We start from the raw sequence: 17458 nt of genomic DNA on the forward strand, positions 1-17458 counted from the left end.
GGATGAGGGCCGGTCCGAGGCTCAGTTCGCGGCCCGTCGGGGCCACGGCTGTCCGTTCGTGGTGTACGACGGGTCAGCCAGAATGGTTCGAAGCAGGGCCAACAGGTCGGTGCGGTTGGCGCAGTTGAGCCGCGAGCGCATCCGTGCCACGTGGTGCTCCACAGTCTTGGCGGAGATGAACAACCGATCCCCGATCTCCCGATAGGTGAGACCGGCGACGACAAGTTCGGCCACTTCCCGCTCCCGGTCACTGAGCCGGTGTGAGACGGTGCCGGCCGCCGGCTTGCGGTCCTCGGCGGCGGACCGGCCCTGAAGCGCCCGTGCGCAGTCCAGCAACGCCGTCATCGCCCGCCGGTCGGCGGTGCGGATGGCGGCCTGCCCGGCCAGCCGGGCACCGTCCCAGCACAGGCCGGTGTCGTGCAGGCCCCGGGCGGCGGCCTCGACCCGGACCGGATCGACGGTGCCGCGCAACACCTCCAGCCAGCACTCGGCCGCGGCGGCCACCACGGCGGCGTACCGGCTGTGACCGGCGGCGGCGAGCAGGGCGCTGACGTGTTCGTCGGCGGCGACCGGGTCGTCGGTGAGGATCGCCGCATGCAGTCCGCTCCAGTGCAGCGGCGTACGCCACAACGGCGGATCGCCCAGACGGCCGAGCAGTTCGTGGGCGGCCCGCAGGTAGGGCTGGAGGCGCCCCAGGTCACCCAGGCGGGCACCGGCGATGGCCAGCTCGCCCAGCGGCAGCAGGGTGAACAGGTCGACCGGGTGGCGGACCACCGCCTCCAGCGCGGGCACCCAGCCGCGCTGCAACGCGCCGAGGTCGCTGGCACGCCGGGCGATGCCCATGGTCAACCCGGCGGCGAAGAGCAGGTCGCGGGATTCCAGCTCGGCGTCGGCGGTCGCCTCGGTGAGTTGCTCACCGGCGGCGGCGATCCGCCCCCGCGCCATCAGGATCCAGGCACGCAGCAGCCGGTGCCGGCCGGTCAGCAGCGGCCCGCCGATGCCGCTGGCCAGAGCCCGGTCGAGGACCCGCTCGGCGATGTCCAGCTCACCACAGTGCACGGCGGTCAGCGCCGCCAGCGCGGCGGGGCTGTCCGGCAGCAGCACCGCCCGCCCGTCGGGTTCCAGCAGAGCCGCCGCCTGCACCAGGGTGGACAGGGCCGCCGACGGGGTGCCGTGGACGCTTTCGCGTACCCCGTCGGCCATCAGCCGGGCGGCACTGGCCTGCAGGGTCGGCGGGCTGTCCGCGACGGGTTCGGGATGCTCACTGGGACGGGCGGTGGCGAGCGCGCCGACCGCCGCGAAGGCGTGCGCGCTGACTCCGCCGGACCAGTGGTACAGCTCCACGCTGCGATCGGTCTGTCCACGGTGGGCCAGTGCAGTGGCGGCGACGAGGGCGGCCTCCGCACGGGCCTCCGGCGGCGCGGTGGTGAGCAGCCGGTCGGCCAGTCGCAGCGCGAGATCGAGGTCCCCGGCGAGGGCGGCGGCGACCGCTTGCCGGACTCCGGTGGGTCGGCCGACGGTGCCCGCAGCGGCGAACAGTCGCGCCGCCAACGCCGGTTCGCCACCGAGGGCCTCTTCCGCAGCCGCCTCCAGGGTGGCGGCCGGGCAGTCACCGGCGACACCGGCCGCAAGCAGCGAGCGCACCAGCGGCAGCACCGGTGCGCCGCGGCTGAGCGCGAGGTCGCTGAGCAGGTGCCAGACGGCGGTGCGGTCGGCGGCCGGGCTGAGCGCGGTCACCGCCCGCCGGACCAGCGGGGAGGGTCGGCCGTCGGCGCCCAGCAGCCCGGCGGCGCGGGCTTCGGCGACGAGGTCGTCGATCTCCGCCGGTTCGCGGTCAAGCAGTGGGCGTAGCGCCTCGGCCGGCAGCGGAACGCCAGCGGCCAACGCGATCAGCAGCCGGCGTACGTCGGCGGACAGGTGGTCCAGGTCGGGACCGAGGTGCAGCACCACCTGGCGGGGCGGTTCGGTCGGTACGCCGGTCGCCGCCTCCTGCTCGCGTAGCCCGTCGACCAGCCATCCCACGTGCCGAGGCACCCCGCCGGTCTGGCTGTGCACGAAGTCGACCAGGTCCGGGCGGCGGCCGAGGCGGGGCACGGCGGCGAGGTACGCGGCGGTGCGCGCCCGGGTGAACGGGGTGAGCAGTAGCTGGCGTCCCTCCCGGCGCAGCGTGTCGGTCAGCTCGATCAGGGCCCCCGGTCGGGGCCACGGCCGGTAGCTGATCGCGACACGGTGCCGACGGTCGGAGACCAGCCGCCGCAGCGTACGCAGCCGGGCCTCGTCGAGCAGGTGCGCGTCGTCGATCAGCAGCACGGTCTCGGGGACGTACGCGTCCTCGGTGGCCGGAACCTCGGTGTGGACGGTGACGCCGGACCGGGTGTACCGGGCGGCCAGTTCCTGGAGGTAGGTGGTGCGGCCGTGGCCACCCGGTCCGGTCACCCCGAGAATGAGCGGCGCGGCCGGGTCGGCGGTGATCGTGCCGAGCAGGTCGGTCGGTTCGGCGTCGAGGACCAGCGGGCTGTCCGCCACGGCGCTCGTCATCATGGCGGTCATCCTTCGTGTTCCCGGCTGCGGGCCAGCTTCCGGCGAGATCGCTTCGGCAGGTCGAGGGGTGAATAGCGGATCGGCGGGCGGGGCGGTGGCTCGTCGCGGGGGACCCGGTCGTCGGCCGGGTCCACGGGTGGGCCGGCGGTGCGCGCCATCGACGCGACGGACGCGGTGGCGACGGTCCCGGGGGCTCCGACGGTCGCGGGTGGACCAACCGGTGGCATCGGGCCGGACGGCAGCGGGCGTGGGGACAGGATCCGGGTGCCGGCTGCGGCGGCACCGGCCGCCGCCGTGTTCTGTGGATCGGGTGGGGTCTCGACCGGAAAACCGGCCGTGGCGAGCAGCTCGGCGACCAGCGGCACCCGGCTGGCGCCGCCGGCCAGCAGCACGCCGTCGAGCTGCGCGGGTGCCAGGTCGGCGGCGTGGACGGCCTGCGCCAGCAGCTCCACTGTGGCCTGAACCGTCGGTCGGATCAGTTCCTCGAACTCCAGCCTGGTCACCGGCACCCGGACGGAGCCGGTCGGCAGCGACACCGCCACGTCGGTCTGCGACCCGACGGTCAGCTCCCGTTTGGCCCGTTCACACTCGACGGGCAGCTGACGCAGGGCACCACGGGCACCGGGGCCGGCGTCGGCCAACTCCCGGGCGAGCACGGAGCGAACGTGCACGGCCAGCGCCTCGTCGAAGTCGACGCCGCCGAGCCGGGTGAGCGTCGCGGGGACGCCGACGGTCTCGTACCGGTCCCGGGCGTTACGCCGGACCAGTGCGGTCTCGAAGGTGCCGCCGCCCAGCGCATACACGGCGGCGACTCCACCGGCGAAGCCCCGGGCGGCGTGCCCCTCCGCCACGGTGACCGTGCGGGGCAACAGCGTCACCGCACCCAGGCCGTAGTCCCACAACGCGTTGTGCAGCAGGTCGCAGCGGTACCGCCCCCAGGAGGCGGGGTGGCTGAGCACAACCAGCTCGGCCGGCGCGCCGCGGGCGCCGTGGACCTGATCGACCACGTGCGCGGCGAGCAACGCGACAAGGGTCTCCGGCCGGTAGCGCTCACCGGCGAGCAGCAGCGGCACGTCGTCGCCGACCCGGTTCAGCACCCCCCGGGCGGTACGCTCTGATTCGTCACCCTCACCGAGCGCGAACGTGCCGTCGGTGGACAGCAGCAGCGTCGACGGCAGCGGCCCCGGCCCGGAGTGCAGGGCGACCGGCTCCGGGTGACCCCAGTGCCCGTCCCGGTGCCGGGCGACCGCGGCGACGGTGCTGGTGTTGCCGATGTCGATCCCGAGCACGTAGGCCATCTGCTTTCTTCCTTGACCGCGTCGGCCATGGGGTGGGCCGGACAGGCCCGCCGTTGCGGGCCGCCCCGGGGGACCCCGTGGGCTCCTACGTTCGTACCAGAGATCACTCCGGCATCAGGAGCCCCAACTTCGGCGGGCGTCGGTCCCCCACTCCCCCTAACGTACGAGAGCCCGGATGCCCCTAATCGAACGGGTCGGATTGCGGGATCGTCCCCGATGCCCGGCCCCGGACACCGCCCGTAGCGTCATCGGCGATCACCGGTCGTTGACGTTTCGCCGAGGAGAGAACCCCCAACATGGACCAGACCCTGCACGACTTCGTGCTCAACCTGCTGACCGACGCGGACGCCCGGTCGGCGTTCGACCTCGACCCGGAGGGCGCGCTGCGGGCCGCCGGCCTCGGTGACATCACGGCCGCCGACGTCCAGGACGTGGTGCCGCTGGTGGTGGACTACGCGCCGGTGCAGGGACTCACCCCGGTCGCCCCGGTGACCGGGCAGCTCGGCCTCGACCCGCTGGTCGGTGACGCCACCGACGCGATCAGCCAGTTGCAGAGCGTGGCGCAGCAGATCAGCGTCGGCAGCTCCCACTCCGGAGTGGACGTCAAGGCCGGGGTGCTCGGCACCATCGCCGTCGACCCGTCGACGGTGACCGCGGGGGCGAGCGTCTTCCCGGGAGTCGGCGTCGGCGTGACCCCCACCGGGGTGGGCGTGGACCTGTCCGGCGTACACGATGTGGCCAACACCCTCGACGCGGACGTGACGTCACCGATCGATCGCACCACGGAGCCGGCGCTCGGTGACGTCACCGGCGCGGTGGGTGACCCCATGTCCGCGGTGAACGGCACCACCTCCGGGCTGCTGGACACCACGTCCGGTCTGCTTCCCGGCACCACCAGTCAGGTCGGCGATCTGGTCGGTTCGCTCGGTGTCGGCGACACCCTGGGCGGGCTCGGCCTGACCGGCGACGCGGGCGGCGTGGTGCCGTCGTTGGATCTCGATTCCACTGTGGGTGGTGTGACGGGGCAGGTAGATGGCCTGTTGGGCGGCGTCACCGGGACCGTCACCGGCGGCACGAAGGGGTTGTTGGACGGCGGGGTCAGTGGTTCGGTGAGCGGGGACACGGCAACCCACGGCGAGGCCTCCACCTCGACCGGCGGGGTGCTGGGCCTCACCGACGGTCTGCTCTGACACCCGTCATCGGGCGGGGTCGGCACCATCCGGCGCCGACCCCGCCCGTTCTTCGCACTTGATAATTGAGCCGAATTCAGCACACTTGGTGCGGTGATGGCGGGAATCTGGCTCGACGCGCTCGACGACATCGCTCGCACGTGCCAGGAACACGGTCGGGGGGACCTGCTTCAGGCGGTCCGTCTCAAGCGCGCCCACCTGCTCGATCCGACGTTGACCGTGCTGGTGGTCGGCGAGCCGAACCAGGGCAAGAGTCAGCTGGTCAACGCGATCGTCAACGCACCGGTCTGCCCGGTCGGTGACGGGACCACGACCGTCCTGCCGACGGTGCTGCGGCACGCCGAGGTCGCCTCGGCGACGGTGGTGCAGACACCACTGACGAGGCCGGGAACGCCCCCGGCCGCCGATCCGCCGGCCGTGCAACGGACACCGGTGCCGACCGACAAGATCGCCGCCGGGGTCGGCGGCAGCACCGGCCGGCTGCCCGGCGGCGGCCCCGCGTACATCGAGATCGGTCTGCCCCGAGCGCTGCTCGGGGCAGGCGTGGTGCTTGTCGACATGCCGGGCGGCGGTGATGCCGCCGCCGTCGGCGCCGGCACCCCGGTCGCCGCCCTGGCCCGCGCGGACACCGTGCTGCTGGTCACCGATTCCACCCGGGACCTGTCGGTCAACGAGCTGAACATGCTGCTGCACCTCACCCGGTCACACTCCAATGTGGCCGTGGTGCAGACCAAGACGGATCTGGTGCCGGACTGGCGGGCCGTGGCCGACCGGAACCGGCGGCACCTGACCGACGCCGGGGTGCCGGCCCCCTTGATCCCGGTGTCCGCCGCGCTGCGCCTGCACGCCGCCGCCACCGACGACCACGCGCTCAACGCGGAGTCCGGCTTCCCGGCGCTGATCGCCCTGCTCCGGCGACACCTGGCGGCCAAGCCCGACACTCTGGCCCGGGCAGCCGTCGTGCTGACCGCGCGCACCGTGGTGGAGCAGCTCGCCGCGCCACTGCGGGCGGAACTGACCGACCAGCGCTCGGCCGAGGAGTCGGCGCCGATGGCCCGGCTGCACGCGGCCCAACGGGAGGTCGACGAGCTGCGGCGGTGCGCCACCCGATGGCAGAACATGTTGACCGACGAGATGGCCGATCTGATCTCCGACATCGAGCACGACCTGCGCGACCGCACCCGGCAGATTCTGCGGATGGTCGACGAGGCGTTCGAGACCGCCGACCCGCTGGTGGCGTGGGACGCCGTCGCGCAGTGGCTGGAGGAGAGCCTCGTCGAGGCGGCGGCGGCGAACCGGCGATGGCTGGTGCAGCGGTGCGACTGGATCGCCCGGCGGGTCGCCGAGTCGTTCGCCCGCTACGGCCACGGGTCGCTGCCACCGTGGCCGCTGACCGCCTCGGCGGAGTACGGCGCACCGGTGCCGGAGCTGGAACGTCCCAACGTCGACCGGTTCACCGTCGGCCAGAAGATGTTCACCGGTATGAAGGGCTCCTACGGTGGGCTGCTGATGTTCGGGCTGGCGCTCACCCTGGCCGGCATGCCGATGATCAACCCGATCTCGATCGGCGCCGGTGCCCTGTTCGGCGGCAAGAGCATCCGCGACGAGGGCAAACAGTTGCTGCGCCGCCGGCAGGCCACGGTCAAGGCTGCGGTGCAACGGCACGTCGACGACTTCTTCATCCAGGTCAGCAAGGACAGCCGGGACGCGGCCCGACGGGCACAGCGGGTGCTGCGGGATCATTTCGCCGCCCTTACCGACGAGTTGCAGACCGCCATCATCGAGTCGTTGCGCAGCGCCAAGGAGGCCGCCGACACCGACGCGGCGGCGCGGGAGCGACGCCAGCGCGAGATCCAGCAGCGGATGATCCGGCTGGCCGAGCTGTACGAGCAGGCGCAGCAGGTGACCGCCGCCCGCCCGGCGCCACTGGCACCGCTGGCATGACCGGCGGGCGGCTCGACGCGGAAGTCCGGGACCTGCTGCACCGGGCGCTGCACGGTTACCGTGACAACCCCCGGGCCACCGAGCTGCTGCGGCACCAGTTGGCCCGCTACGACCAGCCGCTGCGGGTCGCCGTCGTCGGCGGGTGGCGCAGCGGCAAGTCGACGCTGCTCAACGCCCTGATGGGCGAGGAGGTGGCCCCGGTCGACGGAAGCGCCTTCACCTGGTACCAGGACGGGCCGCAGCCGGATGCCACCGGATACTCCACGAGTCACCCGCCGCAGCGGCTGGCGGTGCTGCGCTCCGGCACCGGGATGCGGGTCGACCTCACCGGCTGGCGCGCCGGGGAACTGCGCGACATCGTGGTGCGGTGGCCGGCACGCTCGCTGCGACAGGTGACGTTGCTCGACACCCCGGCGCTCGGCGCGGCCGAGGAGCAGGCGGCGGATCCGGTGCTGGCGCGGGTGCTGCGGGAGGCCGACGCGCTGCTGTACCTGACCCGCGACGCCCGGGGGGCCGACCTGCGGATCCTGGGGGCGACCCGGGGAGACGTCGTCGGGCAGGCCGCGCCGGTCCACACGATCATGGTGCTGGCGCGGGTGGACGAATCCGGCGGCGGTCGGGTCGACGCGCTGCTCAGCGCTCGTCAGCTCGCCCGACGGGCGCTCCGGGACCCGCACGTGGACGCGCTGTGCGTGACGGTGGTGCCGTGCAGCGGGCTGCTCGGTCTGGCCGGCCGGGTGCTCGGCGAGACCGAGTTCGCCGCGCTGGCGGCCCTGGCCCGGGTGCCGCGCGCCGAGCTTGAGCCGTACCTCCTCTCCGCCGAGCGGTTCGCCCGCGGCGAGCCACCGGCCGGGTTGGAGGCGACCACCCGTGGTGCGTTGCTGGAGCGGCTCGGCGTGGTCGGGATCCGCCTGGCGACCACTCTCGTGCGCACCGGCTGCGACAATCGGGTGGCTCTGGCCGCCGAACTGGTCCGCCGCAGCGGTCTCGCTGAGCTACGCGAGTCCCTCAACCGCCTCTTCGTCGACCGCCGGCACGTGCTCAAGGCACGGTCGGCGCTGACGGCGTTGGAGGCGGTGCTGCGGGACGAACCGGGTCCGGCCACCGGCGACCTGCTCGCCGCGCTGGAGCAGCTGCTCGCCGGCGCGCACGAGTTCGCCGAGTCGCGGCTGCTGGCCGCGCTGCGCGACGGCCGCCTCGGGTTCGACGCCGAGCTGGCCGCCGAGGCGCGGCGGCTGGTCGGTGGGGACGGTGACGAACCGGCCGCCCGGCTGGGCATCGCGCCCGACGCGACACTGGCGTGGCTGTGGGAGACCGCCGCCGAGGCGCGGTGGCGGTGGCGGGAACATGCCGAGGATCCCGGACTCGCCTTGTCGCAGCGGCGGGGCGCGCAGGTGGTGGCCCGCAGCTGCGAGGGTCTGCTCGCCGACCTGGCCGCCGCCCACGCCCGCTAGGGCTTCAGTCCCTGGCCGGCCCGCGCGGGTCTCGGGCACGGCCACGTCGGGGATCGGAGCCTGGTCAGGCGGGCCGGGCGGGAGTGTGCAGACCCACCAGGCCGGGCACGGCGGCGCGGCCGAGTTGCGCGCCGGTGATCGGATCCTGCCAGCACACCGCTGCCCGCTGGCCCAGGTAGAGGCGCGCGTCGTCCGGGCTGAGCGCGACACCGGTGACCGGATCGGCGGTTGCCCGTTCGGCGGTGACGGCGAGCCCGGCCAGCTCCACGGCCCGCACGGCGGTGCCGGCGCCGAGGAACAGCCGCTCAGCGGAGGCCACCGTGTAAGCCGGACCAACGGCGGTGCCGAGGGCGGCGATGCGGCGTACGGTCAGTTCCTCGGTGGAGATCTCCGCGACGGCGCCGGAGCCGACGTCGGCGACGTAGAGCCGGCCGCCGTCCGGGGTGATGGCCATGGTGTGACCGTCGGCGGCACCCTCCCCGAACGGGTGCGGCAGGTCCACGCAGTACGCCCATCGCTGTTCCAGATGCAGCGTGTGTACGAAGGCGTGCACGTCGCTGCCCGGCTGGCCGCTGATCCGGTCCCTGGTGTGCTGGTGGTCGGGTTGGTGGGTGTAGAGCGTGTAGAGCACGGCGCGGTTCGGTGCCAGCACCGCCTGCCGTCCGTCGCCGCGCATCTCCTCCTCCGCGCCCTCCGGCACAGCTGTCTTGGCCCGGGTCAGCAGCGGTCCGGTGGCCCCGGTGGCGAGGTCGACCAGGCGTACCCGGTAGCGGTCCGGCGCGGCCGGCGGCAGCCACTCCAGCACGAACAGCCCGGCCAGGTCGTGGGTGAACGCCTCGGGCACGACGTTGCCCCGCAGCCGCAGCCGCTGCCGCACCCCAGCGAGGTCGGCGATCAACACCGGCGTCTCGGCGCGTCCGGCGGGGCGGTCTCCGGTGGCGCTGAGGCGTTCGGTGGTCAGTGCCAGCCGGGTGCCGTCGGTGGAGACCGTCTGCGGCACCCACCGGCCCGGCAGCCGTACCCGCGGCGAGACGTCGCCCCGGCCGACGTCGACGCGCCACAGGTCGGTGTCGGCACCGTTGGCGGCGGCCGTCCACACCCACCGCCCGTCGGGGGTGGCCACTCCCGCGCCGATCGTCTGCCGGTCGGTGCCACGCAGCACGGTCAGGCCCCCGTCGAGGGTGACGAGCAGGGGGTCCGGCAGCGGGTCGGCGGCGGCCGGGGCCGGCTCGCAGCCGACCAGGGTGGCGGCGCCGGCCCCGGCCAGGGCGGTCAGCAGGGTACGCCGCGAGAACGTCGTGTTCGCCATCATGACCCGGTGACACCGGCGGGCCGTCCCGGGTTCCCACTCGGCACGATGGAACCCCGTCGGCGCGGGCGGTGTCAGTAGGGGTGATCCCACCGGAGGTAGCCCTGGACGACGAGCAGTTCGTCACCCGCGCGCAGGCAGGTGACCTGGCGGCGTACGAGTCCCTGGTCGCTCGGCACACCGCGACCGCGTACCGGACCGCGGTGCTGCTCGGCGCGGGCTCCGACGCCGAGGACGTCATCCAGGAGGCGTTCGTAAAGGGGTACCGCAAGCTCGACCGTTACCGCGGCGAGTCGTCGTTTCGTTCCTGGCTGCTGGCGATCGTGGCGAACGAGACGCGCAACCTGCACCGCACCCGGGAACGACGCAACGGCCTGCTGCTGCGTGCGGCGCGGGTGACGGCGGGCTCGGAGATCGTCGAGGACGACGCCGTCGGCGCGGTCCTCGCCGGGGAGCGTCGGGCCGCCCTCCTGCGGGCGCTGCGGGCGCTGCCGTCGCGGGACCGGGAGGTGATCGTCTGCCGCTTTCTGCTGGACCTGAGCGAGGACGAGACGGTCACCATGCTGGGCTGGCCGCGGGGCACGGTGAAGTCGCGTACCTCGCGGGCGCTTGTCAAACTGCGCGGCCTGCTCGCCGTCGAGGAGGTCAGCCGTGGATAACCTGGAGCGGGAGCTGCGCGACCTGTCCGGTTGGTTGGCGACCCCGGAGCCACCGGACGTCACCGCCCGGGTCCGGGCCCGGCTGACCGCCGCACCACCTTCTCGCCGCGTCGCACGCCGACGCCGCTGGCGGTACGCGCTGGTGGGAGTGCTCGCCGCGCTGCTGGTGGCGACGCTGCCGTCGGGACGGGCCGCGCTCGCCGACGCGGTGGCGGGCCTGCTGCGCTTCGCCGGCATCACCATCAGCACCTCGCCCGAGCTTGCGCCCCCGACCGGCGTCCCGTCGCCACCGCCGGGGCAGCGCGCCGCCACCCTCGACGAGGCGCGCCGCCTGGTGCGCTTTCCGATCCGGACGCCGAGCGTGCTGGGCCCGCCCGAGCAGGCGCTGCTGGCCGATCCGGACGCCGCCGGCCGTTACCGGGTGGCGAGCCTGCTCTACCGGGCCGGCACGCTACGCCTGGACACCTTCGACGGCCGCCTCGATCCGGTGTTCTTCAAGCAGACCGGCGGGTCGGACGCCGAGTGGACGCAGGTGGGCACGGCCGAGGCGATCTGGCTCGGCAGCCCGCACCCGGTCTCCTACCTGGACCGCGACGGGGTCGTCCGCCAGTCGAGCGCCCGCCTCGCCGCCGCGACCCTGATCTGGACGGACTCCGGGGTGACGTATCGGTTGGAAGGCGAACTGACCATGGCCGAGGCGGTCGCCATCGCCACCACCCTGTCGTGACGCCGCAGGCGAGTTTGCCCGGCGCCTCCGTTCGCTGTGGTCCGGCATCACCTTCGTGACGGGCACACAACGATTCCTGCCGAGCACGCCGCCGACGCACGGGCATCGGCTGCGCCGGCACTGACGGCGGGTGCTACACCCGGCCTTGCAGGATCGTGCCCATCCGCAACGCGACCTCCTCGCGCCGGTCCGAGTCACCGACGTCGGCCTTGATGCCGCAGAACTCGCCGCTGCGGCACGGGAACCACAGTTCGCCGTGGGTGTCGTCGTAGACGGCACCGTCGGCGGATCCGCTCACCGGTTCCCCGATCTCGGCCACCGCCTCGTACTCATCCTTGGACAGCACCGACGCGTGGATCGCCTCCCCACCGGAGGTCGCCGTCCACACGCAACCGCCGAGCTGGTAGTCGTGCTGCCCACCGTCGTGCGCCCCGATCGCGTCCGCGACCTCGTCGGTGGTGAGGCGTTCACACTCCTCGCCCTTCGGCTCGGTCAGCGATCCGGCGGCGTCGTCCGGCGCCGCACCGTCCGCGCTCTCCACCGCGCCCGGAGCCTGCGGCGGCGTCGAAGAACCTGAGCCGGCATCGCTACCGCACGCCACGAGCATGGCGAGCACCCCACCGACGACCGCAGTCTGAGCCAGCCTGCTGCGGATCTCCATAGGTCATCACCTCCGCCGCGGCACCGCTTGCCGCCGATGACCAACTTCAGCACGACCAGCCGAAACTTGAATCGGTAGATTCCCCCGGCTTTGCCGGTTGTGGGTGCGAGTCGGACGGCTGCCGGTACGGTCAGGCGGCGGGTGGGACAGCCAGCATCGCCAGCGGCACATGGTGCTGGCCCGCGTGGATGTCGCGGTCGCGCAGGCTGCCCTGCACCACCGGTCGCGGGAACGAAACCTTCACGACGTTCAGCGAGGGAATCCGGTAGAACTGGACGTCCTGCGCCGCGACGCGGTAAAGGCGGGCGATCACCGAGGCGTCCAGGAACCCTGGATCCGCGACCACCGCGTAGGCGTCGGTGTCGCGGGCGAACACCTCCATCGTCACCCAGAACGGACCGGCGTTCTTGGACCGGACCTCCAGCGCGAGATCGGCGACCACGGTCATCGGTTGTCCTCCAGGCAGACGCGGAACAGGCTGGTCGGCGACGACACCTCGACGACGTGGCTGAGCACGAACTCGTACACCGCTCCGCGTTCTGTCTCGGCCGGTGAGGTGGCGAAGGCGAGGCTGGGCAGGTAATCCATGTCCGGCGTGGGCAGGTGCAGCATCAGCGGGTTGGCGACCTTCGCGACCGCGGTCGCGGTCGCCTGGTCCGCCGCGCGGACCAGGAGCATCACGCCCACCTCGCGGGGCGGCCCGGTGGCCGGGTCGAGGTCACCGAGGATCGCGTCGTACCCGTAGCGGCGGATGTCGAAGCTGTAGTCGCCCTCGGCCAGCCCGATGGTCCCGGACACCCACTCGATGATCATCTTGCGGAGCAGGGCGGTCCAGGTGTCGATCTGGCCGAGGATGTGCGGGTCGCGAATGGCGGTGAACGACATCGTCTCGTACCCGGTGATCCGGGCGCCCTCCAGCTTGATGGTGTGCTGCGCGGCGGGCTCGAACCGGGAGCCCTCGACGCGCACCCGCCGCTCGTCCAGGGCCCGGTAGACCGCGTCGCCGACCTCGATGGTGCCGGCCGGCTCGCGCATGGTGAACGGGTCTACCGTCTCGTAGAGCATGTGCGCCGCGACCGACGTGGGCGTGCAGGCATTGCTCGAATCGAGCGGCTCGATGGTGAATCCGGTGGCGTCCACCGTGGCCAGCACACCGCCGGCACGCGGGTTCGTGGTGCACTGTCCGCCGCACTCGACGATCTTCGCGGCGTGCCAGACGGGTCCGGCCGGCATGCCCTTGAGCAACGGATAGGCGGCGGCCACGGCGGTGTCGGTTGCCCGCCCGGCGAGAACCACGTCGGCGCCGGCGGTCAGGGCCGCGGCGATCGGTTCGTGGCCCATCATCCCGACGATGTTGGTGCAGCCCTCCAGAGTTGCTCGGTCGAGGTCGCCGGCTGGCGGCAGCGGTCGGATCCGGTCCAGGTCGAGGTCGGCGGCCCGCTGTGAGCTGTAGATCGTGGCCAGCCGCAGTTGCAGGCCCTCGGCGGCGAGGATCTCCCGGGCGATGCCGGCGACCCAGTCGACACCGGCATCGGTGCCGCTGGTGCCGCACGAGCCGATGATCAGCGGGATGCCGGCCGTGGCCGCCGCCCGCAGCAGCAGGCGCAGGTCGCGGGCGACCGCGGCGCGGGCGGTCTTGGCGGTGCCGGCGCCCAGGTAGTAGGGCCCCGAGTCGGTCGAGCCGCCGTCCACGGCGATCACGTCGGCACCGAGCGCCAGTCCGCGTTCGACGGTCTCGGGTGGGAAGCCGGCGCCGAGCATGCCGACCGGCACGAGAATGCGTACGGAGTCAGGGTTGGTGGCCATCGTTCCTCAATTCTTGGCGATCGCTCGGCCGGCCTGCCGGCCGGAGAAGAGGCAGCCGCCCAGGAAAGTGCCCTCCAGGGCGCGGTAGCCGTGCATGCCACCGCCACCGAAGCCGCTGGCCTCACCGGCGGCGTAGAGGCCGGGCACCGGCTGCCCGGTGGCGTCCAGGACCCGCCCGTCGAGGTCGGTGTGCAGGCCGCCGAGGGTCTTGCGGGTAAGCACATGCAGACGCACGGCGATCAGCGGTCCGGCCTTCGGGTCGAGGATCCGGTGCGGCGGGGCGGTCCGCATCAGCCGGTCCCCCCGGTAGTTCCGGAAGTTCCGGATCGCGGCGAGTTGCAGGTCCTTGGTGAACGGGTTGTCCAGCTGCCGGTCGCGCGCCTCGACCACCCTGCGCACCTGGGCCGCGTCCAACAACGGCGTCTCCGTCAGCGCGTTCATCCCCTTCACCAGATCGTCCAGGTCGGACGCGACCACGAAGTCCTCGCCCTGGTTCTTGAACGCCTCGACCGGCGCCGGCGCGCCGGCCCGAATCCGGCCGAGCACCTGCCGGACGCTGCGGGCGGTCAGGTCCGGATTCTGCTCCGAGCCGGAGAGCGCGAACTCCTTCTCGATGATCTTCTGGGTCAGCACGAACCAGCTGTGGTCGTACCCGGTGGACCGCAGATGAGCCAGGGTGCCGAGGGTGTCGAACCCGGGCGAGAGCTCCGCTGGCAGCCGGTGCCCGAGGGCATCCAGCCAGATCGAGGAGGGTCCGGGCAGGATGCGGATGCCGTGCGCACCCCAGATCGGGCTCCAGTTCTGCACCCCCTCCACGTAGTGCCACATCCGATCTGGGTTGATCACTGCGCCGCCGGCATCCGCAGCGATGTCGATCATCCGGCCGTCCACGTGGGCCGGCACCCCGGAGATCATGCTCGCGGGCGGCGTGCCGAGCCGCGCCGGCCAGTTACGTCGGACCAGGTCGTGGTTGCCGCCGATGCCGCCGGAGGTCACGACCACCACCGGCGCGGACAGCTCGAAGTCCGCGACGGCCGTCCGGCTGGTGGCGACGCCGCGTTCCGCGCCGCTCGGTTCGAGAACCTTTCCGCGTACGCCGGACACGATGCCGTTGGTACGCACGATCTCGTCGACCCGGTGCCGGAACCTGACCGTGACCTTCCCGGCGCGCACCTTGGCGACGAACGGCTCCAGCAGCCCCGGGCCGGTGCCCCAGGTGATGTGGAAGCGGGGCACCGAGTTGTTGGCCCGCTCCGCCCACCCGACGATCGGGAACAGTTTGACGCCGAGCTGGCGCAGCCAGGCGCGCTTCTCGCCGGTGGCGAAGTCGACGTACGCCTCGGCCCAGCGCCGCGGCCACTGGTCCTCGGGCCGGTCGAACCCGGCGTTGCCCAACCAGTCCTGCCAGGCAAGCTCACGCGAGTCGCGGATGCCCATCCGGCGCTGCTCGGGCGAGTCGACCAGAAACAGCCCACCGAACGACCAGAACGCCTGGCCGCCGAGGCTCTGCTCGGGCTCCTGGTCGAGCAGGATGACACGGTGCCCGGCGTCCACGAGTTCGGCGGTGGCGACGAGTCCGGCCAGGCCGGCCCCGACAACGATCACATCAGCTGTCATCTTCTCTGCTCCGGGTCGATCAGGTGGGCGTTGACGGAGGTATGTGGGTCACCGGCCAGGGCGGCGACCAGTTCGCGCGCCCCGCACAGGCCCGAGTCGCGGCGGGCCTCGGTGGTCTGGCCGGCCATGTGCGAGTAGACGGTGATGCCGTCGACACCACGCAGGACGCTGTCGGCGGGCAACGGCTCGACGTCCACCACGTCGAGGGCCGCTCCGGCGATCCGCCCGGACCGGACCGCCTCGGCCAACGCGACGACGTCGACGATCGGCCCGCGTGCCGTGTTGATCAGATGGGCGGTCGGCTTCATCCGGGCCAGCACCGCAGCATCGATCAGGTGCCGGGTACGCGGGGTCAGCGCGGTGTGGATCGACACGTAGTCGGCGTCGCGGAGCAGGAGTTCCAGCGGGACCTCGTGGCCCAGTACCGTCATGCCGAACGCCTCGGCCAGTGGCCGTACCCGCTGGGCCACCGCGCCACGACCGATCAGGCCGAGGGTCTTGCCGCGCAGTTCGTGCCCGTCCTGGCGCGGCCAGTCGCCGGCCGCGACCCCGACCGCCATCGGCACCAGGCGCCGCGCCTGGGCAAGCAGCAACGCGATGGTGTATTCGGCGACCGCGTTGGCGTTGATTCCGGGCAGGTTGCTGACGCTGATGCCGAGACGGGTGGCGGCCGGTACGTCCACCGAGTCGTACCCGACGCCGGTGCGCACGATCGCCCGCAGCGTGGGCGCGGCCGCCAGCACCTGCTCGGTCATCGGTTCGTTGGCGATCAGCGCGCCGTCGGCGCCGGTCAGCGCGGCGATCAGGTCCGCCGGCCGGCGCGGCCCGCGCATCGGGTCGTGCCGGGTGGTGAAGCCCTGGCCGGTGAGGTAGGTGTCCACCTCGTCCCCGGGGCGCAGGTAGTCGGTGGTGATCAGGATGGTCGGCATCGGCTCTCTCTCAACGTGACAGGGCGGGGGTCGTCTCGCGGACCCGTTCCAGGCGGGCCAGCCGGATCACCACCACGCAGGCGAGGGTGGCCAGCACGGCGATGTCGAGCAGCATCCAGTTCCAACCGACGAGGTCGACCGCCGCGCCGACAAGCGCCGGGCCGGCGAAGCCGCCCAGGTACCAGGTGACCGCGTAGAGCCCGGTGTAGGCGCCGAGCATCCGGCTGGACGGGGCCAGGTTCCACAACGCGACCGCCGCGTTGATCAGGAATCCGGCGGCGCCCATGGCTGCGACACAGAACAGCACGACCGTGCCGGTGGGGGTCCGCACGACGGCACCGGCCGCAAGCGCCGCGGCGAAGACGGTGATGCCGATCAGGATCACCCGTAGCCGGCCGAAGCGCTCGGCCGCCAGCGCGGCCGGGTACGCCGCGATCAGGTACGCGACGCCGCTGGGCAGGGTGAGCCCGCCGGCTTCACCGCGGGTCAGGCCCAGCACCTCCATGCCGTACGGGGTCATCAGGGACCGGGACGCGAACCAGGCGCCGCCGAAGAGAAAGACGGTGAGCAGCAGCAGTACCCGCCGCCGGTCCCGACTGGTGACCAGCTCGGTGACGACCCGCCACAGTGGTGATTTCGTCCGGTCGGGTCCGACAGCCGCGTCCTCGGCCACCGCGGCCCGATAGGCCGGGGATCGACTGTCGCGAACCCTGGCGATCATCACGGCGGTGACGACCAGCATGATCACCGCCGGGATGACGAAGGCCGCCCGGGGGTGGTCGTCCACCACCAGGAGGCTGATCAGTGACGCCACGATGATGGTCAGCGACGTGGCGATCTTGACGATGGCGTTGGTCCGGCCGCGCCGCTGCGGCGGGACGAAGTCCGGGGTGAGGGCCTCGGCGAGGGGCCGCATGGTGTTCGCGACAAGCGCGTAGCAGACCATCACCGCGACCAGCGTGACCAGCGAGGTGGTCCACGGCAGCAACAGGAAGAACAGGGCGCCGAGGGGCATGCCCACGGCCAGGTACGGGATGCGCCGACCCCACCGGGTCCGGGTGTTGTCCGACCGGTTGCCGATCCAGGGCTGGATGAAGATCCCCAAGAGGTTGTCCATGCCCATCAGCACGCCGACGAGCGCGGCGCTCGTGACGTGCTCGCGCAGCAGGACGGGCACCTGGTTGTCGTAGAAGTTCCAGGTCGACTCCTGCGCGAACAGCGCGAGAGCGATGAAGAACGTGATCTTCCGGTATGACACCTCGTCGCGAGTCTTCATGTCGGCCATGTCACCTCCACGTAACGTGTGCCGCGTCACGCTAGTTT

At 72.7% G+C, this 17458-nt stretch carries 14 protein-coding genes; 5 read left to right on the top strand and 9 right to left on the bottom strand.

The window, feature by feature from the left end; genetic code table 11:
• Positions 1-21 precede the first annotated feature (21 nt).
• Together O7601_RS23360 and O7601_RS23365 are read right to left on the bottom strand one after the other, a co-directional pair.
• Complete coding sequence (locus tag O7601_RS23360; RefSeq protein ID WP_281563229.1) at positions 22-2541, bottom strand: LuxR C-terminal-related transcriptional regulator; 2520 nt, start codon at positions 2539-2541, stop codon at positions 22-24.
• A gap of 5 nt (positions 2542-2546) precedes the next feature.
• Positions 2547-3839 carry an Hsp70 family protein gene (locus tag O7601_RS23365; protein ID WP_281563230.1) on the bottom strand — a complete coding sequence of 431 codons (1293 nt, stop codon included), beginning with the start codon at positions 3837-3839 and terminating at the stop codon, positions 2547-2549.
• A gap of 296 nt (positions 3840-4135) precedes the next feature.
• Between O7601_RS23365 and O7601_RS23370 the strand changes: the two genes are divergently transcribed.
• The 3 genes from O7601_RS23370 (at position 4136) to O7601_RS23380 (ending at position 8427) form a co-directional block, all read left to right on the top strand.
• A complete protein-coding gene (locus O7601_RS23370) occupies positions 4136-5029 on the top strand; it encodes an IniB N-terminal domain-containing protein (RefSeq protein WP_281563231.1) in 894 nt (297 codons plus the stop codon).
• 96 nt (positions 5030-5125) lie between these two features.
• Positions 5126-6973, top strand: a complete 1848-nt coding sequence (locus O7601_RS23375; RefSeq protein ID WP_281563232.1) for a dynamin family protein — start codon at positions 5126-5128, stop codon at positions 6971-6973.
• A complete protein-coding gene (locus O7601_RS23380; RefSeq protein WP_281563233.1) occupies positions 6970-8427 on the top strand; it encodes a hypothetical protein in 1458 nt (485 codons plus the stop codon). The genes O7601_RS23375 and O7601_RS23380 overlap by 4 nt, the downstream gene beginning before the upstream one ends.
• Before the next feature lie 64 nt (positions 8428-8491).
• Here the strand turns inward: O7601_RS23380 and O7601_RS23385 are convergent, their stop codons facing one another.
• Positions 8492-9739 carry a hypothetical protein gene (locus tag O7601_RS23385; RefSeq protein WP_281563234.1) on the bottom strand — a complete coding sequence of 416 codons (1248 nt, stop codon included), beginning with the start codon at positions 9737-9739 and terminating at the stop codon, positions 8492-8494.
• A gap of 83 nt (positions 9740-9822) precedes the next feature.
• On the opposite strand from O7601_RS23385, the gene O7601_RS23390 reads away from it, so the two are divergent.
• Positions 9823-10395 carry an RNA polymerase sigma factor gene (locus O7601_RS23390; protein ID WP_281567013.1) on the top strand — a complete coding sequence of 191 codons (573 nt, stop codon included), beginning with the start codon at positions 9823-9825 and terminating at the stop codon, positions 10393-10395.
• The gene (locus tag O7601_RS23395; RefSeq protein ID WP_281563235.1) at positions 10388-11122 is read left to right on the top strand and encodes a hypothetical protein; all 735 of its coding nucleotides are present in this window, start codon (positions 10388-10390) and stop codon (positions 11120-11122) included. The genes O7601_RS23390 and O7601_RS23395 overlap by 8 nt, the downstream gene beginning before the upstream one ends.
• Before the next feature lie 133 nt (positions 11123-11255).
• Here O7601_RS23395 and O7601_RS23400 read toward each other — a convergent pair whose 3' ends face one another.
• From O7601_RS23400 to O7601_RS23425, 6 genes are all read right to left on the bottom strand, one after another.
• The gene (locus O7601_RS23400) at positions 11256-11783 is read right to left on the bottom strand and encodes a hypothetical protein (protein ID WP_281563236.1); all 528 of its coding nucleotides are present in this window, start codon (positions 11781-11783) and stop codon (positions 11256-11258) included.
• 130 nt (positions 11784-11913) lie between these two features.
• Positions 11914-12231: a DUF4387 domain-containing protein gene (locus O7601_RS23405; RefSeq protein ID WP_281563237.1), complete on the bottom strand. Its 318-nt coding sequence runs from the start codon at positions 12229-12231 to the stop codon at positions 11914-11916.
• Positions 12228-13589, bottom strand: a complete 1362-nt coding sequence (locus tag O7601_RS23410; RefSeq protein ID WP_281563238.1) for an acyclic terpene utilization AtuA family protein — start codon at positions 13587-13589, stop codon at positions 12228-12230. The genes O7601_RS23405 and O7601_RS23410 overlap by 4 nt, the downstream gene beginning before the upstream one ends.
• A 6-nt stretch (positions 13590-13595) precedes the next feature.
• Positions 13596-15206 carry an FAD-binding dehydrogenase gene (locus O7601_RS23415; RefSeq protein ID WP_281563239.1) on the bottom strand — a complete coding sequence of 537 codons (1611 nt, stop codon included), beginning with the start codon at positions 15204-15206 and terminating at the stop codon, positions 13596-13598.
• Positions 15203-16135 carry an NAD(P)-dependent oxidoreductase gene (locus O7601_RS23420; RefSeq protein ID WP_281563240.1) on the bottom strand — a complete coding sequence of 311 codons (933 nt, stop codon included), beginning with the start codon at positions 16133-16135 and terminating at the stop codon, positions 15203-15205. The genes O7601_RS23415 and O7601_RS23420 overlap by 4 nt, the downstream gene beginning before the upstream one ends.
• Positions 16136-16145: 10 nt before the next feature.
• Positions 16146-17420 carry an MFS transporter gene (locus tag O7601_RS23425; protein ID WP_281563241.1) on the bottom strand — a complete coding sequence of 425 codons (1275 nt, stop codon included), beginning with the start codon at positions 17418-17420 and terminating at the stop codon, positions 16146-16148.
• Positions 17421-17458 lie beyond the last annotated feature (38 nt).

Origin of the sequence: Verrucosispora sp. WMMD573 (genome assembly GCF_027497175.1) — a bacterium.
Classification (GTDB): Bacteria; Actinomycetota; Actinomycetes; order Mycobacteriales; family Micromonosporaceae; genus Micromonospora.

Coding starts and splice junctions, on each gene's coding strand:
- O7601_RS23375 (WP_281563232.1), top strand. CDS start 5,126: ATGGCGGGAATCTGGCTCGACGCGCTCGACGACATCGCTCGCACGTGC.
- O7601_RS23400 (WP_281563236.1), bottom strand. CDS start 11,783: ATGGAGATCCGCAGCAGGCTGGCTCAGACTGCGGTCGTCGGTGGGGTG.
- O7601_RS23365 (WP_281563230.1), bottom strand. CDS start 3,839: ATGGCCTACGTGCTCGGGATCGACATCGGCAACACCAGCACCGTCGCC.
- O7601_RS23410 (WP_281563238.1), bottom strand. CDS start 13,589: ATGGCCACCAACCCTGACTCCGTACGCATTCTCGTGCCGGTCGGCATG.
- O7601_RS23370 (WP_281563231.1), top strand. CDS start 4,136: ATGGACCAGACCCTGCACGACTTCGTGCTCAACCTGCTGACCGACGCG.
- O7601_RS23360 (WP_281563229.1), bottom strand. CDS start 2,541: ATGATGACGAGCGCCGTGGCGGACAGCCCGCTGGTCCTCGACGCCGAA.
- O7601_RS23420 (WP_281563240.1), bottom strand. CDS start 16,135: ATGCCGACCATCCTGATCACCACCGACTACCTGCGCCCCGGGGACGAG.
- O7601_RS23385 (WP_281563234.1), bottom strand. CDS start 9,739: ATGATGGCGAACACGACGTTCTCGCGGCGTACCCTGCTGACCGCCCTG.
- O7601_RS23405 (WP_281563237.1), bottom strand. CDS start 12,231: ATGACCGTGGTCGCCGATCTCGCGCTGGAGGTCCGGTCCAAGAACGCC.
- O7601_RS23380 (WP_281563233.1), top strand. CDS start 6,970: ATGACCGGCGGGCGGCTCGACGCGGAAGTCCGGGACCTGCTGCACCGG.
- O7601_RS23415 (WP_281563239.1), bottom strand. CDS start 15,206: ATGACAGCTGATGTGATCGTTGTCGGGGCCGGCCTGGCCGGACTCGTC.
- O7601_RS23425 (WP_281563241.1), bottom strand. CDS start 17,420: ATGGCCGACATGAAGACTCGCGACGAGGTGTCATACCGGAAGATCACG.